The sequence below is a fragment of the Citrobacter sp. Cb041 genome, from assembly GCF_030336655.1.
Taxonomy (GTDB): Bacteria; Pseudomonadota; Gammaproteobacteria; order Enterobacterales; family Enterobacteriaceae; genus Citrobacter; species Citrobacter braakii.
Genome location: NZ_JAOWDD010000043.1, coordinates 287,526 through 313,435, shown reverse-complemented (window position 1 = coordinate 313,435; position 25,910 = coordinate 287,526). Strand labels below are relative to the sequence as shown.

21 protein-coding genes, 1 tRNA gene and 3 pseudogenes are annotated in these 25,910 nt (G+C 50.2%); 17 read left to right on the top strand and 8 right to left on the bottom strand.

Annotated elements, in window-relative coordinates; genetic code table 11:
• Nucleotides 1–32 precede the first annotated feature (32 nt).
• Entirely contained in the window at nucleotides 33–1,223 is a 1,191-nt protein-coding gene (uxuA, locus tag OGV52_RS22310) for a mannonate dehydratase (RefSeq protein ID WP_287109173.1), read from the bottom strand.
• A 202-nt stretch (nucleotides 1,224–1,425) separates the two neighbouring features.
• On the opposite strand from uxuA, the gene OGV52_RS22305 reads away from it, so the two are divergent.
• From OGV52_RS22305 to yejF, 9 genes are all read left to right on the top strand, one after another.
• Nucleotides 1,426–2,892, top strand: a complete 1,467-nt coding sequence (locus tag OGV52_RS22305; RefSeq protein WP_287109172.1) for a mannitol dehydrogenase family protein — start codon at nucleotides 1,426–1,428, stop codon at nucleotides 2,890–2,892.
• Nucleotides 2,893–3,012: 120 nt separating this feature from the next.
• On the top strand, nucleotides 3,013–3,999 hold the full coding sequence (locus tag OGV52_RS22300; protein ID WP_287109170.1) for a CobW family GTP-binding protein: 987 nt from the start codon (nucleotides 3,013–3,015) through the stop codon (nucleotides 3,997–3,999).
• Between the two features lie 35 nt (nucleotides 4,000–4,034).
• Nucleotides 4,035–4,748, top strand: coding sequence for a phosphatase PAP2 family protein (locus OGV52_RS22295; protein WP_019077242.1), 714 nt, complete (start codon nucleotides 4,035–4,037; stop codon nucleotides 4,746–4,748).
• Between the two features lie 413 nt (nucleotides 4,749–5,161).
• A complete protein-coding gene (gene mepS, locus OGV52_RS22290) occupies nucleotides 5,162–5,731 on the top strand; it encodes a bifunctional murein DD-endopeptidase/murein LD-carboxypeptidase (RefSeq protein ID WP_003027474.1) in 570 nt (189 codons plus the stop codon).
• Between the two features lie 172 nt (nucleotides 5,732–5,903).
• Nucleotides 5,904–7,463 carry a cyclic di-GMP phosphodiesterase gene (locus OGV52_RS22285; RefSeq protein ID WP_235116891.1) on the top strand — a complete coding sequence of 520 codons (1,560 nt, stop codon included), beginning with the start codon at nucleotides 5,904–5,906 and terminating at the stop codon, nucleotides 7,461–7,463.
• Nucleotides 7,464–7,562: 99 nt separating this feature from the next.
• Nucleotides 7,563–9,377 carry an extracellular solute-binding protein gene (locus OGV52_RS22280; RefSeq protein ID WP_287109168.1) on the top strand — a complete coding sequence of 605 codons (1,815 nt, stop codon included), beginning with the start codon at nucleotides 7,563–7,565 and terminating at the stop codon, nucleotides 9,375–9,377.
• Complete coding sequence (locus OGV52_RS22275) at nucleotides 9,378–10,472, top strand: microcin C ABC transporter permease YejB (RefSeq protein ID WP_287109167.1); 1,095 nt, start codon at nucleotides 9,378–9,380, stop codon at nucleotides 10,470–10,472.
• Complete coding sequence (locus OGV52_RS22270) at nucleotides 10,472–11,497, top strand: ABC transporter permease (RefSeq protein ID WP_287109166.1); 1,026 nt, start codon at nucleotides 10,472–10,474, stop codon at nucleotides 11,495–11,497. Before OGV52_RS22275 ends, OGV52_RS22270 begins: the two co-directional genes overlap by 1 nt.
• Before the next feature lies 1 nt (nucleotide 11,498).
• Entirely contained in the window at nucleotides 11,499–13,088 is a 1,590-nt protein-coding gene (yejF, locus tag OGV52_RS22265) for a microcin C ABC transporter ATP-binding protein YejF (RefSeq protein WP_287109164.1), read from the top strand.
• Between the two features lie 3 nt (nucleotides 13,089–13,091).
• Here the strand turns inward: yejF and OGV52_RS22260 are convergent, their stop codons facing one another.
• From OGV52_RS22260 to rsuA, 3 genes are all read right to left on the bottom strand, one after another.
• Nucleotides 13,092–13,436 (bottom strand): YejG family protein, encoded by a 345-nt coding sequence (locus tag OGV52_RS22260; protein WP_029139605.1) that lies wholly within the window; start codon nucleotides 13,434–13,436, stop codon nucleotides 13,092–13,094.
• 333 nt (nucleotides 13,437–13,769) lie between these two features.
• On the bottom strand, nucleotides 13,770–14,960 hold the full coding sequence (locus OGV52_RS22255; protein WP_016153755.1) for a Bcr/CflA family multidrug efflux MFS transporter: 1,191 nt from the start codon (nucleotides 14,958–14,960) through the stop codon (nucleotides 13,770–13,772).
• Nucleotides 14,961–14,975: 15 nt separating this feature from the next.
• The gene (gene rsuA, locus OGV52_RS22250; protein WP_016153756.1) at nucleotides 14,976–15,683 is read right to left on the bottom strand and encodes a 16S rRNA pseudouridine(516) synthase RsuA; all 708 of its coding nucleotides are present in this window, start codon (nucleotides 15,681–15,683) and stop codon (nucleotides 14,976–14,978) included.
• A gap of 150 nt (nucleotides 15,684–15,833) precedes the next feature.
• Between rsuA and radD the strand changes: the two genes are divergently transcribed.
• Nucleotides 15,834–17,594 (top strand): DNA repair helicase RadD, encoded by a 1,761-nt coding sequence (gene radD, locus OGV52_RS22245; protein WP_287109163.1) that lies wholly within the window; start codon nucleotides 15,834–15,836, stop codon nucleotides 17,592–17,594.
• Nucleotides 17,595–17,718: 124 nt separating this feature from the next.
• A complete protein-coding gene (gene rplY / locus OGV52_RS22240; protein WP_016153758.1) occupies nucleotides 17,719–18,003 on the top strand; it encodes a 50S ribosomal protein L25 in 285 nt (94 codons plus the stop codon).
• A gap of 119 nt (nucleotides 18,004–18,122) precedes the next feature.
• Here the strand turns inward: rplY and yejK are convergent, their stop codons facing one another.
• Nucleotides 18,123–19,130, bottom strand: a complete 1,008-nt coding sequence (gene yejK / locus OGV52_RS22235) for a nucleoid-associated protein YejK (protein ID WP_016157002.1) — start codon at nucleotides 19,128–19,130, stop codon at nucleotides 18,123–18,125.
• A gap of 134 nt (nucleotides 19,131–19,264) precedes the next feature.
• Between yejK and OGV52_RS22230 the strand changes: the two genes are divergently transcribed.
• The 4 genes and pseudogenes from OGV52_RS22230 (at nucleotide 19,265) to OGV52_RS22215 (ending at nucleotide 22,461) form a co-directional block, all read left to right on the top strand.
• Complete coding sequence (locus OGV52_RS22230) at nucleotides 19,265–19,492, top strand: YejL family protein (RefSeq protein WP_003027506.1); 228 nt, start codon at nucleotides 19,265–19,267, stop codon at nucleotides 19,490–19,492.
• A 31-nt stretch (nucleotides 19,493–19,523) separates the two neighbouring features.
• Nucleotides 19,524–21,284: an LPS biosynthesis-modulating metalloenzyme YejM gene (gene yejM / locus OGV52_RS22225; RefSeq protein ID WP_065554077.1), complete on the top strand. Its 1,761-nt coding sequence runs from the start codon at nucleotides 19,524–19,526 to the stop codon at nucleotides 21,282–21,284.
• Between the two features lie 74 nt (nucleotides 21,285–21,358).
• A tRNA-Pro gene (locus OGV52_RS22220) sits at nucleotides 21,359–21,435 on the top strand.
• A gap of 377 nt (nucleotides 21,436–21,812) precedes the next feature.
• Nucleotides 21,813–22,461 (top strand): annotated as a pseudogene (locus OGV52_RS22215) (P22AR C-terminal domain-containing protein).
• A gap of 270 nt (nucleotides 22,462–22,731) precedes the next feature.
• On the opposite strand, the gene OGV52_RS22210 reads toward OGV52_RS22215, so the two are convergent.
• Together OGV52_RS22210 and OGV52_RS23605 are read right to left on the bottom strand one after the other, a co-directional pair.
• Nucleotides 22,732–23,511: a stealth family protein gene (locus OGV52_RS22210; protein WP_448839126.1), complete on the bottom strand. Its 780-nt coding sequence runs from the start codon at nucleotides 23,509–23,511 to the stop codon at nucleotides 22,732–22,734.
• On the bottom strand, nucleotides 23,424–23,732 hold the full coding sequence (locus tag OGV52_RS23605; RefSeq protein WP_448839127.1) for a stealth family protein: 309 nt from the start codon (nucleotides 23,730–23,732) through the stop codon (nucleotides 23,424–23,426). The genes OGV52_RS22210 and OGV52_RS23605 overlap by 88 nt, the downstream gene beginning before the upstream one ends.
• A 542-nt stretch (nucleotides 23,733–24,274) precedes the next feature.
• On the opposite strand from OGV52_RS23605, the pseudogene OGV52_RS22205 reads away from it, so the two are divergent.
• A pseudogene (locus tag OGV52_RS22205) lies at nucleotides 24,275–24,382 on the top strand (DinI-like family protein); the annotation flags it as partial.
• Nucleotides 24,383–24,431: 49 nt separating this feature from the next.
• On the opposite strand, the gene OGV52_RS22200 reads toward OGV52_RS22205, so the two are convergent.
• On the bottom strand, nucleotides 24,432–24,941 hold the full coding sequence (locus OGV52_RS22200) for a hypothetical protein (protein ID WP_287109161.1): 510 nt from the start codon (nucleotides 24,939–24,941) through the stop codon (nucleotides 24,432–24,434).
• Nucleotides 24,942–25,248: 307 nt separating this feature from the next.
• On the opposite strand from OGV52_RS22200, the pseudogene OGV52_RS22195 reads away from it, so the two are divergent.
• Nucleotides 25,249–25,910, top strand: a pseudogene (locus tag OGV52_RS22195) (IS630 family transposase); the annotation flags it as partial.

Below are 25,910 nucleotides of genomic sequence, written 5' to 3'. Positions count from 1 at the left end.
TCGCGCCTGCGGCACAATCCCTGTTGTTAACCTTACAGCAGATCGCGGAACTGCGTTTGTTTTAACGCCATCTCAACGCCGCGAACTTCCGCCAGTCCTTTCAGGCGACCAATCGCGGAGTAGCCTGGGTTGGTTTTCTTGTGCAGGTCGTCAAGCATCTGGTGTCCGTGATCCGGACGCATCGGAATAGGACGCAAATCGCCCGCCTTTTTACGGCGCTGTTCTTCGCTCAGGATGGCAGCAACCACCGATACCATATCCACATCGCCTTGCAGGTGCGCACCTTCGTGGAAGGTTTTCGGGTTATCTTCACGGCAGGTGGAGCGCAGATGCGTGAAGTGGATTCGATCGCCAAAGGTTTCGATCATTTTCACCAGATCGTTATCGGCGCGCACGCCGTAGGAACCGGTGCACATGGTGAAACCGTTATTGATGCTGTCGACGGTTTCTTTCAGCCACTGCATATCTTCGATAGTCGAAACAATGCGCGGCAGGCCGAGGATCGGACGCGGCGGATCGTCAGGGTGGACAGCCAGACGCACGCCGACTTCTTCCGCCACAGGCACAATCGCCCGCAGGAATACCGCCATATTATCGCGCAGATCGTCTTTGCTGATGCCGTCATATTCAGCGAGGCGCGCACGGAACTGATCCAGCGTATAGCCCTCTTCCGCACCGGGCAGGCCGGCAATGATATTGCGGGTCAGCTTTTCGATATCGGCATCGCTCATAGCATTGAAGTAATTCAGCGCCTGGCGTTGTTCTTCTGCGGTGTAATCCGCTGCGGCGCCAGGGCGCTGAAGAATATGCAGTTCGAAGGCTGCAAAAGCAATCTGGTCAAAACGTAGCGCTTTGGAGCCGTCCGGCAGCTGATATTCGAGGTCGGTACGCGTCCAGTCGAGGATCGGCATGAAGTTATAGCACACGGTATCGATGCCGCAGGTCGCCAGATTACGGATACTCTGCTGATAATTGGCAATCCACGTTTGGTACTGGCCTGAACGCGTTTTGATATCTTCGTGGACAGGAATACTTTCCACCACCGACCAGGTCAGCCCTTTTTCAGCCAGAATAGCCTGACGCTGTTGAATCTCTTCTACCGGCCACACTTCACCGTTGGGAATGTGGTGCAAGGCGGTCACAACACCCGTTGCGCCAGCCTGACGCACATCATCAAGCGATACCGGATCGTTAGGTCCGTACCAACGCCAGGTTTGTTCCATTGTTTCACCCCACAAGTTGTTATACCAAATTAAACTACCTGAATGACGACTACCATACAGCCATCCCGTAGATGTTCAACAGATGGCCTATCATTGATTGATCCAGCTCACATTCCCCGGATAAATGAGGCACACCAATTCAATTTGCTGTCATATAACTTTATACTGCCATTGTTAATTAATGGTTAATCAGGTGTATTTAATGAAAACTATTGCCTCAGCGCCACTGGCGGAAAATGTCATGATGCCGCAGTACGACCGCCAAAAATTAAAAACGCGGATTGTACATTTTGGTTTCGGTGCTTTTCATCGCGCCCATCAGGCGTTATTAACCGACAGGGTGCTGAATGCGCAGGGCGGAGACTGGGGGATTTGCGAGATCAGCCTGTTCAGTGGCGATCGGCTGATGCGTCAGCTTCGCGAACAGGATCATTTATTTACCGTGTTAGAAAAAGGGGCTAACGGCAACCAGCCTATTGTTATCGGTGTCGTTAACGAATGCCTGAACGCCACACTGGATTCGCTGGCGGCCATTATTGAAAAATTCTGCGAGCCTCAGATCGCGATTGTCTCGTTGACCATCACGGAAAAAGGCTACTGCATCGATCCGGCGACGGGTTCGTTAGATCTCTCTAATGCGCGTATTATTCACGATCTGCAGACACCGGCTGAACCGCACTCCGCCCCCGGTATTATCGTTGAAGCGCTGCACCGCCGACGTGAACGTGGACTGCAGCCGTTTACCGTCCTTTCCTGCGATAACATCCCGGACAATGGTCATGTGGTAAAAAATGCCGTACTGGGGATGGCGGAAAAACGCTCTCCTGAGCTGGCGCACTGGATCCAGGAACACGTCAGTTTCCCGGGTACTATGGTGGATCGGATTGTTCCCGCCGCCACCGAAGAGTCGCTGGCTGAAATCGCCCACGAGCTGGGCGTTGCCGATCCTTGCGCAATCAGCTGCGAGCCGTTTATTCAGTGGGTGATTGAAGACAACTTTGTCTGTGGTCGTCCGCAATGGGAAACCGCGGGTGTCCAGATGGTCGAAAACGTCTTGCCGTGGGAACAAATGAAACTGCGGATGCTGAACGGCAGCCATTCGTTTCTCGCTTATCTCGGCTATCTGGCCGGATTCCAGCACATCAGCGACTGTATGCAGGATAGCGCATTTCGTGAAGCCGCTTACCGGCTGATGCTCACCGAACAGGCCCCCACGCTGCAAATTACCGATGTTGATTTAAATCAGTATGCCTTAAGCCTGCTGGACCGCTTTGCCAATCCGGCGCTGAAACACAAAACCTGGCAAATCGCGATGGATGGTAGCCAGAAATTACCCCAGCGAATGCTGGAAGGGATCCGCGTGCATTTAGCACGTCAAAGCGAGTGGCCGCTGTTGGCGCTCGGCATCGCAGGCTGGATGCGCTACGTGAGCGGTGTGGATGATTCAGGCGCTACGATTGATATTCGTGACCCGCTCAGTGAGAAAATTGCCGCTCTGGTGGCACAGAGCACTGAATCAGAACGCGTCAGCGCCCTGCTTTCGCTGCATGAGATTTTCGCCGCCGATCTCGTACAGAATCCGCAGTTTGTCGCGGCCATTCAACAGGCCTGGCAACGTATTACCCAATACGGTGCGCATCAGGCTGTCATTGAAACGTTAAAAAATTAACGATTTCTGCCATTAAACAGGACGAAGCACGTCTTCGTCCCCTCCCCCCCTTCTCTTTTTCCCCATTTTTCGCCAGGATTGTTAAATGCCATTACGGTAATTTATGATTCTGGAGTAATTGTGACTAAAACCAATCTCGTCACTGGTTTTCTCGGCAGTGGCAAAACCACCTCTATTCTTCATCTATTGGCGAATAAGGATCCCGCAGAGAAGTGGGCCGTGCTGGTCAATGAGTTTGGTGAAGTAGGTATTGATGGCGCCCTGTTAGCCGACAGCGGCGCATTGCTAAAAGAGATCCCCGGCGGCTGTATGTGCTGCGTTAACGGTCTACCGATGCAGGTTGGCCTCAATACGCTACTGCGTCAGGGAAAACCCGATCGATTGCTGATTGAACCTACTGGCCTCGGACACCCTAAACAAATTCTGGATTTACTCACCGCACCGGTTTACGAACCGTGGATCGATCTGCGCGCGACCCTCTGTATTCTTGACCCCCGGCTGTTACTGGATGAAAAAAGCGTCGCCAATGACAATTTCCGCGATCAGCTGGCCGCCGCAGATATCATTGTTGCCAATAAAGCCGACCGCGCCACAGCGGAAAGCGAAAACGCCTTGCAAACCTGGTGGCAACACTACGGCGGTAATCGCCAGTTGGTTCATGCCGACCATGGGCAAATTGACGGGCAGTTACTGGATTTACCCCGACTAAACCTGGCAGAGCTTCCTGCAAGCGCAGAGCACGCCCATAGCCATGCAGACAAAAAGGGACTGGCGGCATTGAGTCTGCCGTCACAGCAGCGCTGGCGGCGCAGCCTGAACAGCGGCCAGGGCCATCAGGCCTGCGGTTGGATTTTTGACGCCGATACGGTGTTCGATACCATCGGTCTGCTGGAATGGTCCCGTCTTGCCCCCGTGGGGCGCGTGAAAGGTGTCATGCGTATAAAGGAAGGGCTGGTGCGCATTAACCGCCAGGGAGACGACTGGCATATTGAGACGCAAAACGTCGCGCCACCGGATAGTCGTATTGAACTCATCGCCGATACTGAGACCGACTGGAATACGCTACAGAGTGCATTGTTGAGACTTCGTTTAGACGCTAACGCGTAAGGTTGCCTTCGTTTTTATAGCAATGGTAAACGATGATGAAAACCCGATACCCTCTTATTCTCCTACTCAATATTGCGGGGCTGGCGCTGTTTCTGTCCTGGTATCTTCCTGCCGGACATGGGATCTGGTCTTCATTGGATACGGGCGTTTTCCGCTTCTTTAACCAGAAACTGGTGGAAAGCCCGCAGTTCTTGTGGATTGTTGCTATTACCAATAACCGAGCATTTGATGGTTGCTCATTGCTGGCAATGGGCGCCTTGATGCTGCATTTTTGGCTGAAAGAAACGTCGGAAGGTCGCCGACGCATTGTCGCTATTGGCCTGGTTATGCTGCTCACCGCAGTGGTATTAAATCAGTTAGGCCAGGCGCTTATTCCCGTTAAACGCGCCAGCCCTACTCTGATGCTGGATAATATTTATCGCGTCAGCGAACTGTTGCATATTCCGACTAAAGATGCGTCCAGAGACAGTTTCCCCGGCGATCACGGTATGATGCTGCTTATTTTTTCCGCATTTATGCTGCGTTATTTCGGAAAAGTCGCCGGAATAATCGGCCTTATTATCGCTGTGGTTTTTGCCTTTCCACGCATAATGATTGGCGCTCACTGGCTCACCGATATCGTGATCGGTTCCATGACTGTCGTCTTGATTGGTCTGCCCTGGTGGCTAATGACACCGTTAAGCGACCGATTAGTCACTCTGTTTGCGAATTATCTGCCCGGTAAAAACAAACATTTTTTAAACAAATAACGCACAGTAATTAACATCATCAGGGAAAACTCTGATTCCCTGATGATGCTTGTCAATATTTCATCATTCTGGCTGTCATTCTCCCGTCATCTTATTCATCTTTAAAATGATTGGGTTGCGTCTTTTTTATCCCGATTGTTCTTAATTTAGGCAATGCCGGTTATTCACTTTCTGTATCAATTTTTCTTATAAGAAATCACGTAAATTCACTCGCAATGACCGGACCGATCGGGTAATCTCGAACTCGTTTTGCCTCGCGGGATAATTATTCTCTTCAGGAATAAATTTGTGCGTTCTGCCACAGATTTGACCTTAAAGAATTGTCTCATCGTGCGATGGTAATTAGTCTCGTCACGTTTGGCATTTTTTATAACGATATTTATCGTTAAGGACTTCAAGGGAAAACAAACAAAATGGTCAAATCTCAACCGATTTTGAGATATATCTTGCGGGGCATACCCGCGATAGCAGTTGCGGTTCTGCTTTCTGCATGTAGCACAACGAACACCGCCAGGAATATGCATTCTGAGACGCATGCTGTGGGCAATGGAGATAACTCTTCACTGCAAGCCTCTCAGGATGAATTTGAAAATATGGTCCGTAATATCGATGTTAAATCACGTATTATGGACCAGTATGCTGACTGGAAAGGCGTGCGTTACCGCCTTGGCGGCAGCACCAAAAAAGGTATTGATTGTTCAAGCTTCGTACAACGTACGTTCCGCGAGCAATTTGGTTTAGAGCTTCCTCGCTCAACCTACGAACAACAGGAAACGGGTAAATCCGTTTCGCGCACTAACCTGCGCACAGGCGATCTGGTTCTGTTCCGTGCTGGCTCCACTGGCCGTCACGTCGGTATTTATATCGGCAACAACCAGTTCGTACACGCCTCGACCAGCAGCGGCGTTATCATTTCCAGCATGAACGAACCTTACTGGAAAAAACGTTACAACGAAGCTCGCCGGGTCCTGAGCCGCAGTTAATTTCGTTTGGCAGCTATCCCTTGGCTATCCTGATGAGACATTTTGAAAAGCACTGCTTCGGCGGTGCTTTTTTTTTGCTTTGTCTTGTGACTAAGAAAAATCTCACAAGGTGAGTCATTTCAGGTTATATTCATACAGAATAAGCGGTTAACTCAGGTAAACATAAGGAACTATGTTTAAACGCTCCTCTTCATCCAATCAGAAAATCCTGCTTTCCTGTATGTTAACGGGGCTTATCGTCGCGCTCCTGGTGAGTACCCTGCAATTTTTCGTGACCTGGCATAAACGAGACATTAAGTACGACACGCTCCTTTCCGATATCCAGAATTATGTCAGCAGCTACTTCGCCGATCTCAAGTCCACCACAGATGACCTTCAGCCACTGGTCGCCAACAGTTGCCAACAAGTCGCTGCTCAACTGACCTCCAGCGCGGCCTTTAGCCTCAACGTTCGCGCATTTTTACTGGTCAAAAACGGCATTGCTTTCTGCTCCTCCGCAACGGGAGCAATGTTCACCCCGATTTTAGATCTGGTCCCAAGCCTCGATATCAGCAGAAATATTGATGTGGAATTACTCCCCGGTACGCCCATGATGCCGAACAAGCCGGCGATAATGATTTGGCACCGGAACCCATCGTTCACTGATAGCGGCGTGTTTACCTCACTGAATATTAATCTGGCCCCTTATCTGCTTTATACCGCCCGACAGGATGATTTTAACGGCATTGCCATAGTCGTCGGTGATAACGCGATTTCAACATTTTCATCACGGATTATTGATGCCTCCGCTCTGCCCCACTCTCACTGGCGGCAGGCGACCGTGGAAGGTATTCCGCTACAGATTCGTTTATATGCCGATGAGTGGACCTATACCGATGTCTGGTATTCGATTATGTTGGGATGCATGGCGGGGATTATTGCTGCGCTTCTTCTCTGGTACTACATCTACACCATCCGTTTACGTCCGGGCAAAGATATCCTCAACGCTATCAAACATAACCAGTTTTATGTGGTGTACCAGCCCGTGGTAGAGGTGCAGACACTGGAGGTGAAAGGTGTAGAGGTGTTATTACGCTGGAATCATCCGACAACGGGTGAGATCCCACCGGATGCTTTTATTCACTACGCCGAATCCCAGAAAATGATTGTCCCGCTGACCCAGCATCTCTTTAAGTTGATAGCCCAGGACGCACCGATGCTGCAAAAAGTGTTACCCGCTGGTGCAAAATTGGGGATCAATATCGCGCCAACGCATCTGCACGGCGAGACGTTTAAAGACGACATTCATCACCTGCAGACCTCGCTTCCCGCAAACCATTTCCAGATGGTGCTGGAAATCACCGAACGGGATATGCTTAATCAACACGAAGCCACAAAGCTTTTTGAATGGCTTCATTCCGCAGGTTTTGAAATTGCCATTGATGATTTTGGCACCGGTCATAGCGCGCTGATTTATCTGGAACGCTTTACCGTTGACTACCTGAAAATCGATCGCGGCTTTATTAACGCCATTGGAACAGAGACCCTGACCTCTCCGGTTCTGGACGCCGTGTTGACACTCTCTAAGCGTCTTAATATGCTGACGGTGGCTGAAGGGGTTGAAACGCCTGAGCAAGCCCGTTGGCTGCGCGATCGTGGAGTGCATTTTTTCCAGGGATACTGGATTAGCCGACCATTAAAACTTGCTGATTTCGTGCGTTGGATGGCGCAGCCCAATAAGCCGACGTGGTGATCGCAGTATGCGAATCATATACTCTCACTCGCCGCCACATCCCTTATCTTTCAGGCATGATGCCCGTCGGGTTGTGGCAGGAAAAGGAAATCGCTTTTAATGATCCCTCGCGTATTGCTGCTGTTTATCGCCCTCATCGGGTTTAGCGCCGAGGCGCAGTCCATCAAAGAAAGCTATGCTTTTGCCGTACTGGGCGAACCGAAGTACGCGTTTAACTTTAATCACTTTGATTATGTCAACCCTGCGGCTCCCAAAGGCGGGCAAATCACCCTCTCCGCCATCGGCACGTTCGATAACTTCAACCGCTATGCGATGCGCGGTAATCCCGGAGCACGTACCGAAACGCTTTACGATACGCTGTTTACTACCTCTGACGATGAACCTGGCAGCTATTATCCGCTCATCGCCGACAGCGCACGCTATGCTGATGACTATTCCTGGGTAGAAATCGCCATCAATCCGCGAGCGCGTTTTCACGATGGCTCCCCCATTACTGCCAGCGATGTCGCATTCACCTTCCACAAATTTATGACTGAAGGCGTGCCGCAATTTCGCCTGGTCTACAAGGGAACAACGGTAAAAGCGATCGCGCCATTAACTGTACGTATTGAATTAGCCAAACCGGGTAAAGAGGACATGCTCAGCCTGTTTTCATTACCCGTGATGCCAGAGAAGTACTGGAAAGATCATAAGCTCAGCGATCCCTTATCATCGCCTCCGCTCGCCAGCGGTCCTTATCGCATCACGAAATGGAAGATGGGTCAGTACATTGTCTATTCGCGCGTCAACGATTATTGGGCCGCTAATCTGCCCGTCAACCGTGGCCGCTGGAACTTTGATACCATCCGCTACGACTACTATCTGGATGACAACGTCGCCTTTGAAGCGTTTAAGGCCGGAGCGTTTGACCTGCGTCTTGAAAACGATGCCAAAAACTGGGCGACACGTTATACCGGTAAAAATTTCGCGAATCATTACATCATCAAAGATGAGCAAAAAAACGAATCCGCCCAGGATACGCGTTGGCTGGCGTTTAATATTCAGCGCCCGGTGTTCAGCGACCGACGGGTGCGAGAAGCCATCACCCTGGCCTTTGATTTTGAATGGATGAATAAAGCTCTGTTCTATAACGCCTGGAGCCGGACCAACAGCTATTTTCAGAATACCGAGTATGCCGCTAAAAATTACCCCGATGCGGATGAACTGGTAATACTTGCGCCCTTGAAAAAAGATCTCCCCCCTGAGGTCTTCAGCCAAATTTATCAGCCGCCGAAATCAAAAGGCGATGGCTACGATCGTGACAACCTGTTGAAAGCCGATGCCTTACTGGAGCAGGCCGGATGGGTACTTAAGGGACAACAGCGCGTAAACAGCGCCAACGGTAAACCTCTGAGCTTTGAACTGTTGCTCCCGGCGGGCAGTAACAGTCAGTGGGTGCTGCCGTTCCAGCACAACCTGCAGCGCTTAGGCATTACAATGAACATCCGCCAGGTTGATAACTCACAAATCACAAACCGGCTGCGCAGTCGTGACTATGACATGATGCCGAGATTGTATCGCGCAATGCCGTGGCCAAGTTCGGACCTGCAAATTCTCTGGACCTCTGAATATATTGACTCCAGCTATAACGCCCCGGGCGTGCAAAGCCCGGTGATTGATAAACTGATCAACCAAATCATCGCGGCGCAGGGTGATAAAGCCAAACTAATCCCACTCGGTCGGGCACTGGACAGGGTATTAACCTGGAACTACTACATGTTGCCGATGTGGTTTATGGCAGAGGATCGCATCGCCTGGTGGGATAAGTTTTCGCATCCAGCTATTCGCCCCATTTATACCATTGGTCTCGACAACTGGTGGTACGACGTTAACAAAGCGGCGAAACTGCCAGCAGCCAGACGGCAGGGAGAATAAATGGGCGCTTATCTGATTCGACGTCTGCTACTGGTGATCCCAACGCTTTGGGCCATCATCACCATCAACTTTTTTATCGTGCAGATTGCCCCCGGTGGTCCGGTTGAGCAGGCCGTCGCCGCTATTGAGTTCGGACAAAGCGGGGCATTACCCGGCGCGGGTAGTGAAGGCATTCGCGCCAGCCACGCGCAAACCGGCGTCGGCAATATCAGCGACAGTAATTACCGAGGTGGCCGTGGTCTTGACCCGGAAGTGATCGCCGAAATCACTCGCCGTTACGGGTTCGATAAGCCCATTCATGAGCGTTATTTCAAAATGCTCTGGGACTATATTCGTTTCGATTTCGGCGACAGCCTGTTTCGTAGCGCCTCAGTGCTGACGCTTATCGAAGACAGCCTGCCTGTTTCCGTCACACTGGGGCTATGGAGTACGCTCATTATCTATCTGGTGTCGATACCGCTTGGGATCCGCAAAGCCGTTCACAACGGCAGCCGATTTGATGTCTGGAGCAGCGCATTCATTATTATTGGCTATGCCATACCGGCCTTTTTGTTTGCGATTTTACTGATCGTCTTTTTTGCCGGGGGCAGCTATTACGACCTGTTCCCGCTTCGCGGACTGGTTTCCGCCAATTTTGATTCCCTGCCCTGGTATCAGAAAGTGACCGACTACCTTTGGCATATTACCCTGCCAGTGCTGGCGACGGTGGTTGGGGGTTTTGCCGCGCTAACCATGCTGACCAAAAACTCATTTCTGGATGAGGTACGCAAACAGTATGTCGTCACCGCGCGCGCCAAAGGGGTCAGCGAGAAAAACATTCTGTGGAAACATGTGTTTCGCAATGCCATGTTGCTGGTAATCGCTGGCTTCCCGGCAACATTTATCAGCATGTTTTTTACCGGTTCGCTGCTGATTGAAGTGATGTTTTCGCTTAACGGTCTGGGACTACTGGGTTATGAATCCACCGTATCACGTGACTACCCGGTAATGTTTGGCACGCTCTATATCTTCACCCTGATCGGTCTGCTGCTGAATATCCTCAGCGACATCAGCTATACGCTGGTCGATCCCCGTATTGATTTTGAGGGACGCTAATGTCGCGATTAAGCCCCGTCAATCAGGCCCGCTGGGCGCGTTTTCGCCATAACCGTCGCGGCTATTGGTCGCTGTGGATTTTTCTACTGCTCTTCGGCCTTAGCCTGTGTTCAGAACTGATTGCCAATGATAAGCCGCTACTGGTGCGCTACGACAGTAGCTGGTATTTCCCCCTGTTCAAAAACTACAGTGAAAGCGACTTCGGCGGACCATTGGCGACCCAGGCTGATTATCAGGATCCGTGGTTACAGCAGCGCCTGGAAAACCGGGGCTGGATCCTGTGGGCGCCGATACGCTTTGGAGCCACCAGCATTAACTTTGCCACTGATAAGCCCTTCCCTTCCCCGCCTTCTGCACAAAACTGGCTGGGAACGGACGCCAACGGTGGTAATGTGCTGGCACGGATCCTCTACGGCACACGTATTTCTGTCCTGTTCGGATTAATGCTAACCCTGTGCTCCAGCGTGATGGGGATCATGGCTGGCGCAATCCAGGGCTATTATGGCGGCAAGGTGGATCTGTGGGGGCAACGATTCATTGAGGTTTGGTCAGGTATGCCAACGCTGTTTTTGATCATACTGCTGTCGAGCGTGGTCCAGCCAAACTTCTGGTGGCTACTGGGCATTACCGTGCTGTTTGGCTGGATGAGCCTGGTTGGCGTGGTACGCGCGGAATTTTTACGTACCCGAAACTTTGATTACATTCGTGCCGCTCAGGCGCTTGGCGTGAGCGATCGCAGTATTATTCTGCGCCATATGCTGCCCAATGCGATGGTCGCCGCCCTGACCTTTTTACCGTTTATATTATGCGCCTCGATCACCACTCTGACCTCGCTGGATTTTCTTGGCTTCGGCTTACCGCTTGGCTCGCCATCGCTGGGAGAACTCCTGTTACAGGGTAAAAACAACCTGCAGGCACCGTGGCTTGGCATCACCGCGTTCATCTCCGTTGCCCTGCTATTATCGCTACTGATATTTATTGGTGAAGCGGTACGCGACGCGTTCGATCCCAACAAGGCGATTTAAGATGACACAACCACTGTTAGCTATTGAAAATTTATCGGTAGGTTTTCGCCAACAGGAGACCGTGCGCACCGTGGTCAATACCCTCTCACTGAGGGTTGAAGCCGGGCAAACTCTGGCGCTGGTGGGCGAGTCCGGTTCGGGTAAAAGCGTGACCGCACTTTCTATTCTACGGTTATTACCGACCCCTCCCGCAGTCTACCTTTCCGGCGACATCCGTTTTCATGGTGAATCATTGCTTCATGCCGATGAGCAGACGCTTCGCGGCGTTCGCGGGAATAAAATCGCCATGATTTTCCAGGAACCAATGGTGTCGCTAAACCCGCTTCACAACCTGGAAAAACAGCTGTATGAAGTGCTGTCGCTGCATCGGGGAATGCGTCGGGAGGCCGCGCGGGCAGAAATACTGACCTGTCTGGATCGGGTCGGCATCCGTCAGGCGGCCAAACGTCTCGCAGACTATCCGCACCAGCTGTCCGGCGGCGAACGCCAGCGCGTGATGATCGCCATGGCGCTGCTTACGCGACCGGAGCTGCTTATTGCCGATGAACCGACCACCGCGCTGGATGTCTCCGTACAGGCGCAAATCCTACAGCTGCTGCAGGAGCTACAGCGCGAGCTGAACATGGGATTACTGTTTATCACCCACAACCTCAGCATTGTGAAAAAACTCGCCGATACCGTTGCGGTGATGCAAAACGGCCAGTGCGTTGAGCAAAATCGAGCAGCACAGCTGCTCACTGCGCCAACACATCCCTACACGCAGAAATTGTTAAACAGCGAACCTTCCGGCGATCCGGTGCCTGTACCTGCCGGGCAAGCGCCATTGCTGGAAGTGGAAAAACTCTGCGTTGCCTTCCCCATCCGTAAAGGTATCCTGAAGCGCGTGGTGGACCATAACGTTGTGGTTAACAACGTCAGTTTTTCCCTCCGGCCCGGTGAAACGCTGGGGCTGGTCGGGGAGTCAGGATCGGGGAAAAGCACTACCGGGCTGGCGCTACTGAGGTTAATCACCTCACAGGGAAGCATTGTGTTCGATGGCCTGGCGCTGCATACCTTAAATCGCCGCCAGCTGTTACCGGTACGTCACCGCATTCAGGTTGTTTTTCAGGATCCCAACTCCTCGCTGAACCCGCGCCTGAGCGTGCTACAGATTATTGAGGAGGGACTGCGCGTTCATCAGCCAACCCTGTCAGCCGAACAGCGCGAAGCGCAGGTGAAAGCGGTAATGGCGGAAGTGGGACTGGATAGCGAAACGCGGCATCGTTACCCGGCGGAGTTTTCCGGCGGTCAACGTCAACGCATAGCCATTGCCAGAGCCTTGATTCTCAAGCCTTCCCTGATCATTCTGGATGAACCAACATCGTCGCTCGACAGAACCGTACAGGCGCAAATCCTGACGTTGTTAAAGTCTTTACAGGAAAAGCATCGCCTGGCTTATATCTTTATCAGCCATGATTTGCACGTAGTACGCGCGTTATGCCATCAGGTTATTGTGCTAAGGCAGGGAGAGGTCGTGGAGCAAGGACAATGCGAGCACGTATTTAACGCGCCACAGCAGGCATATACGCGTCAGCTGCTCGCGCTAAGCTGACGCTCAAAACGGATTGTTATTTGAAAACGGCTCTGCGATGGCCACGCCGAAATTTTTCAGTCTGCAGGTCGCGGCAAATTCATCCTGGCGATTCACAAACAGGCACGGCTCTCCTTCGCATTCCAACACGGAACAAGGTACCTCAATGTCGCTGAGGGCCTGGCTGAGTTTATGCATGACTGACCACGCACTGTCGCCATCAGGGCTAAGCAATTTGAGCGCCACCAGGCTGTTCTCATTGCTCTGACCGTTTTGCGGAATCGGTTCAACCTTTGAACCTGCGAAACCCACCGACCAACGATAGCACTGTGGCAGACGATGAACGATTGAGAGTTGTAATGTCATCACTTTCTTTCCCTGGAAGTACAATCACTTCACAATTATTTTACATCAATATTAACACATCATTGACAATACGTCTTTAAACAGTTCGTAAACGTTTACACCCTGACTTTATGCCACTTTCCGAACCAAATATTTAAATTTATTCAACGGTTCTGGCATATTTCCGCGCTATATGTACTCGTTTCTGCGATCTAACTCAACCTTTTTAACTACAATGATGTGACTTTTTACATAAATTGATTTTACATAAAATAAACATAAGCGGGGAAATTGATAGATTTTCGGTTGATGTACATCAACTCTGGAGGCCCTATCGCCCCCAGGTTGTGTAATAGATCACCGTTTTTTGGCGCGGCTGGCGTAGAGATAGAAGAGAATTGAGCAGGTAGCGCAAAATGCTATCGACCAGATCATCGGCCAGGCCGAGTTAAAAGTCGCCAGTGACAGCAGCGCCCCAACGATGGCGCCAATGCCAAAACGGAACGTCCCTGCCAGCGATGACGCCGTTCCCGCCATATGCGGAAATTCATCCAGAATGACCGCCATGGCGTTGGATGACACCATCGACACGCAGCCAACAAACGCCGCAACGCCCACCACCAGCGCCCAGAAACCAACCCCGAACAGCGCGCTAAAGACCATCCAGCCCGCCATCACGAACTGGATCCACAGGCCAGTACGGAACATATTCAACGCCCCAACCCGACGAACAAAGCGGCTGTTGATGATGGTCATCACGAACAGGAAAACAATGTTCAGCGCGAAGTAATAGCCGAAATGCTGCGGTGAAACGTGGTTGATCTCAATGTAAACAAAAGGTCCGGCGCTCAGGAACGAGAACATCCCGGCAAAACTAAACCCACTAGCCAGCATATAGCTCAGTACACGCTTGTGGCGAAACAGCGAGGCAAAGTTGCCGAGAGTAGTACGCAAGCGAAACGGCTGGCGGCGCTCAACCGGCAAGGTCTCTTTGATCAGCGTAAAGATCATCACCGACGCCAGAATAGCCGCCACGGCGAGGATCCAAAAGATGTAGTGCCAGCTCAGCCATACCAATACCCAGCCGCCCACGATGGGTGCCAGTAAGGGTGCAATTGTCGTGACCAGCATGACAAATGACATCATGCGCGAAAACTCTTCCTTCGGATAGATATCGCGCATCAGGGCGTTGATAACCACGCTCGCCGCTGCCGCAGCCAGACCATGGAAGAAACGCATCACGATCAGTTGATCGATAGTTTGTGCCAGCGCACAGGCAACTGCCGCCGCCGCAAACACCAGCGTCCCGCCCAGAATCACCGGCTTGCGCCCAATGCTGTCAGCCATTGGACCATAGAGTAACTGCCCCACCGCGAACCCAAGAATATAGGTACTGAGGGTCATCTGCGCGCTACCTGCAGGCACACCAAACTGTTCAGAGATAACAGGTAGTGCCGGAAGATACATATCAATCGACAACGGCATCAGCATGGCTAACAAGCCAAGGATAAAGACAATGGCAATTGACGAGTTCTGCCGGGTGGTCACATTTAGCTCCTGAAATTAACGCGGGGTTAAGTTAACGCTGGCGATTTCTTCTTCGGTCAATGGACGGTATTCACCCGGCTCCAGATCCTCATCAAGCTTGATGTCACCAATCCGTTCACGGTGCAGTTCCACAACGTGGTTACCTACGGCGGCAAACATACGTTTAACCTGATGATAGCGCCCTTCGCTGATGGTCAATCGCACCTGAGTTGGCGTAATAACCTCCAGCACGGCCGGTTTGGTCAGGTCTTTCTCATTATGCAGTTGTACGCCATGGGCAAACTGTTCAGCGGTATCATCTGCCACCGGCGACTCCAGCGTCACCAGATAGGTTTTCTCACAATGGTGACGTGGCGAAGTGATGCGATGCGACCACTGTCCGTCATCGGTCATCAGCACCAGTCCGGTGGTGTCGATATCCAGACGCCCTGCCGCATGCAGTTTGTAGGCAACCGGCTCATCAAGGAAATAGAGCACTGTCGGGTGATCCGGGTCATCCGTTGAGCAAACATAGCCCTGAGGTTTATTCAGCATAAAATAGCGCGGGCCATTTTGTTGAATCAGGGAATTGCCGTCATATTCTACGTCGTGTTCTGGCAGCAGCTTAAAGGCACTGTTTTTGACGATTTCACCGTCGACGGTAACGCGGTTAGCACGGATCTCACGCCCGGCAATAGCGCGGCTGACGCCGAGTTGCTGAGCGATAAATTTATCAAGTCGCATGAGTGTGATTTTTGCCTGTAAAAAACAAGAAGCGGGATTGCGCCCGAAAAGTGGGACGATTATCCGCCCAGTATAGCGGCGTTACACCATCCCTCAAGGGAAATGATTCATGGCATACTATACATTGTTGCTGCTTACCTTAATGAGCCCATGATTTTTACTCTTCGCCCGTACCAAAAAGAAGCCGTGGATGCCACGCTCAACCATTTCCGCCACCATCGCACGCCAGCGGTTATCGTCCTGCCAACCGGTGCGGGAAAAAGCCTGGTGATTGCTGAACTGGCCCGCGTGGCGCGTGGTCGCGTGCTGATACTGGCGCACGTTAAAGAACTGGTCGCGCAAAACCATGCCAAATATCGCGCGTTGGGGCTGGAAGCCGATATTTTTGCCGCAGGACTGAAGCGTAAAGAGAGCCACGGGAAAGTGGTATTTGGCAGCGTACAGTCGGTGGCGCGTAATCTTGACGCCTTTCAGGGAGAGTTCTCGCTGCTTATCGTCGATGAATGTCACCGTATTGGTGATGATGACGAGAGTCAATATCAGCAAATCCTCACTCACCTGACCAAAGTAAATCCCCACTTACGCCTGCTCGGGCTTACTGCCACTCCTTTTCGTTTGGGCAAAGGCTGGATTTATCACTTTCATTATCACGGTATGGTGCGCGGCGATGAAAAAGCGCTGTTTCGTGACTGCATTTATGAATTACCGTTGCGTTACATGATTAAACACGGCTACCTGACGCCGCCAGAACGCCTCGACATGCCGGTAGTGCAGTATGACTTCAGCCGCCTGCAGGCGCAGAGTAACGGCCTGTTTAGCGAAACGGATCTGAATCAGGAACTGAAAAAGCAGCAGCGAATAACGCCGCATATCATCAGCCAGATTGTCGAGTTTGCCCAGACGCGCAAAGGGGTGATGATTTTCGCCGCCACAGTGGAGCACGCCAAAGAAATTCTGGGCCTGCTGCCTGCTGACGATGCCGCGCTAATCACCGGAGACACGCCTGGCGCTGAGCGTGATGTGCTGATTGAAGAGTTCAAAGCCCAGCGCTTTCGCTATCTGGTGAATGTGTCGGTCCTGACCACTGGCTTCGATGCCCCGCACGTCGACCTTATCGCCATTCTGCGCCCGACGGAGTCAGTTAGCCTTTACCAACAAATTGTCGGTCGCGGCCTGCGCCTGGCGCCGGGTAAAACCGACTGTCTGATCCTCGATTATGCCGGTAACCCGCACGATCTTTACGCGCCGGAAGTGGGTGCGCCGAAAGGGAAAAGCGATAACGTTCCGGTGCAGGTGTTCTGTCCCGCCTGCGGGTTTGCAAACACCTTCTGGGGCAAAACAACGGCAGACGGCACGCTGATTGAACACTTTGGCCGCCGCTGTCAGGGGTGGTTTGAAGATGATGACGGCCATCGCGAACAGTGCGATTTTCGTTTTCGTTTTAAAAACTGCCCACAATGCAACGCGGAAAATGATATCGCCACCCGCCGCTGTCGGGAGTGCGACACGGTGCTGGTTGACCCGGATGACATGCTGAAAGCCGCGCTCAGGCTCAAAGATGCGCTGGTCCTGCGCTGTAGCGGCATGGTGTTACAAAACGGCCAGGATGAAAAAGGCGAATGGCTAAAAATCACCTATTACGATGAAGATGGTGCCGACGTTAGCGAACGCTTTCGCCTGCATACTCCCGCGCAACGTACGGCTTTCGAGCAACTGTTTATTCGCCCGCACACCCGAACGCCCGGCATTCCCTTACGCTGGATAACCGCCGCCGATATCCTCGCCCAGCAGGCGCTGTTACGTCATCCTGATTTCGTGGTGGCGCGCATGAAAGGTCAGTACTGGCAGGTCCGTGAAAAGGTCTTCGATTATGAAGGACGCTATCGTCGGGCACATGAATTACGCGGTTAATCGTACTTTTGATTGATGTACCAGCCGTTTAAGTATAGAATCTCGCCCGCTTTTGCATACGCAAAGCAGATCACTTACCTGTTGCTGGGTCGCCTGTAGCAGGAATTATTAAAGAGAGATTTAAATGTTTACTATCAACGCTGAAGTACGTAAAGAGCAGGGTAAGGGTGCGAGCCGCCGCCTGCGTGCCGCTAACAAGTTCCCGGCAATCATCTATGGTGGCGCAGAAGCCCCGGTTGCTATCGAACTGGATCACGATGCAGTTATGAACATGCAAGCTAAAGCTGAATTCTACAGCGAAGTTCTGACCATCGTTGTTGACGGTAAAGAAGTGAAAGTTAAAGCTCAGGCAGTACAGCGTCACCCGTTCAAGCCGAAGCTGGCACACATCGACTTCGTTCGCGCGTAATCGCTTACAAGTTGAAGAAAACCCCGCCTCGGCGGGGTTTTTTTATGGGATTTTGTTGGCGGTAAAGATGAATCACGCAGGCCGGATAAGGCGTTAACGCCCCCATCCGGCAAACGGCTTTATTTCCCGCCCGAGGTACGACGCTGTAGCTGATCGCGCAGGTTCGGCGGCGTACCTTTGATGGTCAAAGTATCTGTGGCTGGATCCCAGAAAATACGCTCACCCAGTAACATGGCGTCGAAGTTGATGGTTAACCCGCCGCCGCTTCCGGCAAATTTGGTTAACTGGCGCAGCGTGCTGCGATCTGCCGGGAAGCTCTCTTCCAGTTCGTAGCCTTTATCAGCGGTAAATTCGCTGAAGCTGACTTCACTGACGCCGGAAAGCTCTTTGGACAGCGACTCCAACTCGATCTCTTCACCGGCCTGCAGTTGCTCGTTGCAGTAGCTGTACACCTGCTGACGCACGTTCTGGCGTTCAGCTTTATCGAGTTGCGCCTCGGCGGTAAAGTCATCGACCGCCTGCAACAGGCCGCGGTTTTGCGCTTTGGCGTTAAGCCCCTCGCTGGCACCCAGGAAGTCCATAAAGAAATCGGCGACTTTGCGCCCTACCCGCCCTTTCAGGAACGTCAGATAGCGCGTGGACTCCGGGTTGGTTTCCCACTCGGTTAAATCAATACGCGCCACGATATCCGCATGATTGATATCCAGATAGTGCGTCGGGTTGATATCCAGATTTTCATTGACGCGCATACTGCTTAAATTGTTCAGCACGGCGACCAGCAGATACTCTACCGCCAGATAGCGGTAATGGCAGAACAGGACAATGCCGCCATCGGCAAAAGGATATTTCGCCAGTTCGTCCCGCAAGCGACCTGTCGCTGCACGACTAAAGGCCAGAAAATCCTCTTCGCCCTGACGCTGTAAACGCAGCGTTTGCGCCAGTTCACTCTCTGCGCTAAACAGGCCATAAGCTTTATTCTTGGCGCTGTATACCCGATGCAACTCAGCCATCATATCGACAACGGTCGCTGTCGGTTCCAGTAATGAATCGCGCAAGACCAGCTCAAGGTTCTGCTCGTCACGTTTGATAAGCTGGTGCAGGGCAATCTGGTTGATATCCAGACTCATGATAAACTCTCCTTTTAGACCGGGCGGTATTCAACCACCTGCCGGGCAGTGACGCAATAGAAGATAAAAAAGCAGAAAAAAAACTGTCTGTACGGTAATATGTTGCCCTTTCATGAACAGACTGATTTCGATTTATGCCACAAATTTCCCGCTATAGTGACGAACACGTTGAACAACTGCTGAATGAGATGCTCAACGTACTGGAAAAACATAAGGCGCCGACCGACCTTTCCCTGATGGTACTGGGAAATATGGTGACTAACCTTATCAATACAAGCATCGCACCGGCCCAGCGCCAGGCGATTGCCAACTCTTTTGCCCGCGCATTGCAGTCTTCGGTAAACGACGACCAAGCGCATTAAGAGCCTGCTCCGGGGAAACGAACAACAGTTTATGGTAACTCATCGTCAACGCTACCGTGAGAAAGTCTCCCAGATGGTTAGCTGGGGGCACTGGTTTGCCTTGTTCAACATTCTGTTGGCCATGGTGCTCGGTAGCCGTTACCTGTTTGTCGCCGACTGGCCGACAACCCTTGCAGGTCGTGTTTATTCCTACCTGAGCGTTGTCGGGCATTTTAGCTTTCTGGTGTTCGCCACCTATCTGCTGATCCTGTTTCCCCTGACGTTTATCGTCATGTCCCAGAGGCTGATGCGATTCTTATCAGCTATTCTGGCGACGGCTGGCATGACGCTGTTGCTAATCGACAGCGAAGTTTTCACCCGCTTCCACCTGCATCTCAATCCGATCGTCTGGGAACTGGTCATCAACCCAGACCAGAATGAAGCGGCGCGTGACTGGCAGCTGATGTTTATCAGCGTACCGGTTATTCTGTTAATTGAAATGCTGTTTGCGACCTGGAGCTGGCAAAAGCTGCGCAGCCTGACGCGTCGTCGCCATTTTGCCAAACCGTTAGCAGCATTCTTCTTCGTTTCCTTTATCGCCTCGCACGTGGTGTATATCTGGGCGGATGCCAATTTCTATCGCCCGATTACCATGCAGCGTGCGAATCTGCCGCTCTCCTACCCGATGACGGCACGTAAATTCCTGGAAAAACATGGCCTGCTGGATGCGCAAGAGTATCAGCGACGCCTGATCGAACAGGGCAATCCGGAAGCGGTTTCCGTGCAGTACCCGCTTAGCGAACTGCGCTATCGCGATATGGGCACCGGTCAGAACGTGCTGCTGATTACCGTCGACGGTCTGAACTACTCACGCTTTGAAAAACAGATGCCTGCGCTGGCTGAATTCGCCGGGCAGAATATCTCGTTTACGCGTCACATGAGCTCAGGCAACACCACGGATAACGGGATCTTTGGCCTGTTCTATGGTGTCTCGCCAAGCTACATGGACGGCATTTTGTCGACCCGTACGCCTGCGGCGCTGATTACTGCACTGAACCAGCAGGGTTACCAGTTAGGGCTATTCTCCTCGGATGGCTTTACCAGCCCGCTGTATCGCCAGGCGCTGCTGTCAGACTTCTCCATGCCAAGCGTACAAACGCAATCTGACGAACAAACCGCAAGCCAGTGGATTAACTGGCTGGGACGCTACGCGCAGGAAGATAACCGCTGGTTCTCGTGGGTCTCCTTTAACGGGACGAACCTTGATAACAGCAACCAGAAGAACTTTGCCAAACGCTATGCCAGCGCAGCTCAGGATGTGGATGCCAATATTAACCGTGTTCTTAGTGCCCTGCGCGACTCCGGTAAACTGAACAACACGGTGGTGATTATTACCGCAGGTCGGGGCGTGCCGCTGACTCAGGAAGAGAACAATTTTGCCTGGTCGCGTGGTCATCTGCAGGTTCCGCTGGTTATTCACTGGCCGGGAACGCCTGCCCAACGCATCAATAGCCTGACCGATCATACAGACCTGATGACAACGCTCATGCAGCGCCTGCTGCACGTCAGCACGCCTGCTAACGAATACTCGCAGGGTCAGGATCTGTTCAATGCAAACCGCCGCCATTACTGGGTTACCGCCGCCGACGGCAGCACGATGGCCGTTACCACGCCAGAGATGACGCTGGTGCTGAACAACAACGGTAATTATCAGACCTATGATTTACGCGGCGAAAAAATAAAAGATCAGAAACCGCAGCTAAGCCTGCTGCTACAGGTTCTGACGGATGAGAAACGATTTATTGCTAACTGATTAATTATAAATCACTTAGCGATGCTTCCCCTTGCATTCGCAGCGGAAAGCAGTAGTATTAGCAGCCATAGAGTCGGCACGTAGCGCAGCCTGGTAGCGCACCGTCATGGGGTGTCGGGGGTCGGAGGTTCAAATCCTCTCGTGCCGACCAAAAATCCCAGAAAAACCAACCCCTTACGGTTGGTTTTTTTATGGCCAAATTTTGGACGGGGAAGCATTGAGGAATAATGGGGGAATAACTCCTGACAGATTTCCACTTATTGACCTTTGTTAGGATCCGGATCTATAGTCTCGACGCAGCCGCAAAATCGGTTGTCGGGATTGACCTCTCGGATTACTAAAAGGGCGATAATGGCGCTCCTGCGTCTTTTTTATTTTCGTTTGTAAGCCACACCTTCGCATTATGGTGGGCTGGCGGGGGCGCTTAGGCGCGCCGGGTACCTTTTAGCCGGTAAGGTCAACTCCGTCAGTTCACCACCCTATGATTGACCTCAGTCGGTGGTGATTACCTAACTAAAAGGAAATCATATGACTACCCAGCTTATTCCTGTCTTTAACGGCAACATTTCCGACGAAACCACCCAGCTTTGTAATGCTCGTGATCTTCACAAATTTCTCTGTGTTGGAAAACGATTTGCATCCTGGATGCACTGAGCGTATTGCTGAGTATGGTTTCGTTCAAAATCAGGATTATGTGATTGCTTCCCAAAATCGGGAAGCAAAGAGTAGAGGTGGGCACAATAGAAAAGATTATCACCTCACCCTCGACACAGCCAAAGAACTGTCCATGGTCGAACGCAACGAAAAAGGCCGGCAGATCCGACGCTACTTCATCGAGTGTGAAAAGCAGCTTCGCCAGAAAGACCACCAGCCTTTATCAACCGAAGAAACCTATACTCTGAATATCACCGGCTCAGAGCTGTGTTCGCTTTGCTGGGTCTGGTCAGTTGCTGAATACATGCGTGAGAAGATCGAACTGGTTTATCCGGCACTAAGAACACTTAACTCCAACTACGCGCCAAGTTTCTATTCAATGGCTTCTGAGTACAAGCGGACACTGGAAGTTGGGAGAAAGGTTCTCGAACGGGAAACCCGACATATTAAGACAAGCGCCTCTGTTGTTGAAGATGCCAACTGGCGCTCAGTGCTGCGCAGACTCCAGGCTACCGAGTTATAGCCGTGGATAGTAGAAAATGAAAAGCCGGGGACTGCTGACATCATCAGGCCCCGTAATCACACAGCAGTGCATATTGGAAACGCTATTTCCGTAGCGAATAGATAACTTATAATCATTTTCAATGACGTTGTCACCAGCACCTTTGTGATTGATATCAAAGAAACTTAACCAAAATTACACCACCTCCAACCAAACTCTACCGCCCTTTCTGGTGCAGTACCCACACAGCACCTTTTTTACGGGTACTGCACCGAATCCTTTTCAGCACCGTTAGAGTTCAAAAGTTGATTTACTACTTAGTGTTACATCAAAGGCATTTTTTAAGATATGTGTTACTTTGTCAAAATCAGTTAACCTTTCCGTATCATTAAAACATACTTGTGCTGTACCATCAGATAATTTTTTTATAGCATCATTTATATTTTCAGATGTTAAATTAAAATAAACACCTCTTTCCTTTGGTTTCGTCGGGTTAAATCTACCCTTAGCTAACTGCCAATATCTAAACAAATATTGTGTAACGTATGATGGTGCTCTAAATTTTTCTTTTGAAGATTCTTCTAATAAAAACCTTTCGCGATCCCACAATTCTTCAAAAGTACTTTTCAAAAAAGGCTGAGGAAGATGTCGACTATAAAAACCTTCAAAGACATTTTCTTTTCTACTCAAAAAATTTTTCAGCACGCGTCTTCCATATTGCAGGTTATAGTACTTCCACTTTGAGCATCTCATTTTATCATTTTTATTAAAGTGACTATTTATAACAATTAAATTCATAAAGTCAGCCGTTCCCATTATAATATTACTTTTATTTTTTGGAAGGCTTTTCTTTATAATCAAAAAATCATTAGGTTCGCCATTCTCAAAGTAGAAAGTTTCTTTTAATGGAGATGTAATGAAGGTATCATCATTGTACAAAACAAATTTATTGCTTAACCCTTTTATTCTATGGATATTTAATTCTATGGCATTGGAGTTAAATGTTGGCAGATATTCCTCTGGAATAAAATCTTTATGGAATACAATATTTGGTTTTTTGTATCTATCCATGATGGAATTTGCCCGCAAGTAACCAGGTGAATCTTTCTTACCCACGGTGCATACTTTTCTACACATCTAAACCAATAATTAAAGACCCCCATATCTCTAAATCTCACTGGGTGGGCAGAACCATCCCCTAGATTATGATTTCGCTTACATTCTGAAAAACTTTGTTGCCAAGTAGGATCGCATGAATCAACCCACAAAACGACAAAATCAATATCACTCATTTCTATTACCCCAGGTAATAATATTCACGCGACAATACCAAAACATGGAGTAATCGTTTGAGCTAATTGAGGCACAAAACTAATATCATTGATTTAATGTGATAAACACCTCATACATATAAATAAATTTAGTGATATTAATTATCACTATAAAGCAACGTATTCACATTTATCATGATTCATTATTAAATTATTCACTAAATAAATAACCACAACAAAAATGGTATGTAATCTCCAGCAACAATGATTGTTTCACCATTAACTTCATCAGCACCTGCATTTTTGAGAAGTATATCTATTAACTATAACAAGCCCTCACACTGGAACGTTGAGGGCTTTAGCGCTTCAGATCTGCATGATTACCCTCATCATGCAGGTCTGGACGCCCAGTGTAGGAACAAACACTGCCAGAATTAATTCAGCTTCATGAAGCCACCGAGAATCGTGTATTCAGTACGAAGGGATAATCCAGCAACCCCGGTGTAGCATCCGGGTATACCAGTGCCAACCATTCCGCCACCGCTCAGAACTGTGTTCGTTTTGATGTTGAAGTTAGGATTAAGCCGATGCAAGCGAACGACTTGAATAGCAATGCCTGCAAAAATGATCGAGAAAAGCTGAACCGCATGCTGGAAGATCTATGCGGCTAATAATTCAAGAGGTGATGCTATTTTCACATCACCTTTTTATATTGAGCCTTCAGTCAGATTTAGGTGCTACTTTGGAATATCTAACCTGCGTCCATGCTTCTGCTACTTGTATTTTGTCGGTGTATTTTGAAACTACAGATGTCATGCCAGGTATTGTAGTTAAAACTCTATGAAAATAATCCGACTTCGCACTAGAGAAAACCTCTTGTAAACTTACACCGATCTCCATTATTGCAATTAAATCCATACCAGGATCTCGAGGGGAAGTCTTTTTAGGTGAAAACTGCACACATATACACATTAACTTTTCATAAGAAACATTGAGACTGTATATTTGCACTGAATCTTCTGGCTCAGACCGTGGTTTAAAGAGTTCATCAGGGCATTCTTTTAAATCAAAACCGGTTTCTTCACAAAACTCATTTTTTATTGTGGCAATATCACTTCCTTTATCCCTCACCCAATCCTGAGTGCCACCAGGAAATGTACCAACCCCATGTTCAGCGTGTCTTCCTACAAGAAGACATAGTTTCTTATCAGCACCAAGAGCATGTACCATGACATATGCTTTCTTTTTCGGGGCCCTGGCTTTAGGTTTTGCCCCTCCAAAATCACTGGTTTAATCCCACATACCTTCATCTCCTTATGATTATGTAAGCATAGAAAATATCATGTTGATGAAGAAAAAACCGTTAATTGGATGAAAGAATCAGAGTGGGACTAAATAGCTGCGCCGAAAAGTAGATCACTTAAAGGGAACTCAGTCCGGATTGTGCGATCTGATCAATCGCTGAATATCTCAAATCACTAACCGGACTGAGCGATGCCGATCATAGCACCAATCCCCCGAGCAGAACGACGCCTGAACGCTCTGCTGCGCCCGTTTATCCATTGGACGCTGGATTAACTGGTTTACGCTGTCGGGTATTGAAGGCCTGAAATCGTTACCTGCCGGACGTTCCCGTCGCTGGCCATTTGAGCATATCTGCACACTGTTACGTGAACTGATAAAGCATTCTCCCGGTGATTTTGGTTATCAACGTTCACGCTGGAGCACTGAATTATTGGCAATAAAAATCAATGAGATAGCAGGTTGCCAGTTACATGCAGGAACCGTTCGTCGTTGGCTACCATCTGCAGGGCTTGTCTGGCGAAGGGCCGCCCCAACGCTGCGTATCCGTGATCCACATAAGGATGAAAAGATGACGGCAATCCACAAAGCGCTGGACGAATGCAGTGCAGAACATCCGGTATTTTATGAAGATGAAGTGGATATCCACCTTAATCCCAAAACCGGCGCAGACTGGCAACTGCGCGGACAGCAAAAACGCGTGGTAACGCCCGGTCAGAATGAAAAATACTATCTGGCTGGTGCGCTACACAGTGGAACAGGCAAAGTCAGCTACGTTGGTGGAAACAGTAAAAGTTCGACGCTGTTCATCAGCCTGCTAAAACACCTCAAAGCCACGTCCCGGCGGGCGAAAACTATCACGCTAATCGTGGACAACTACATTATCCATAAAAGCCG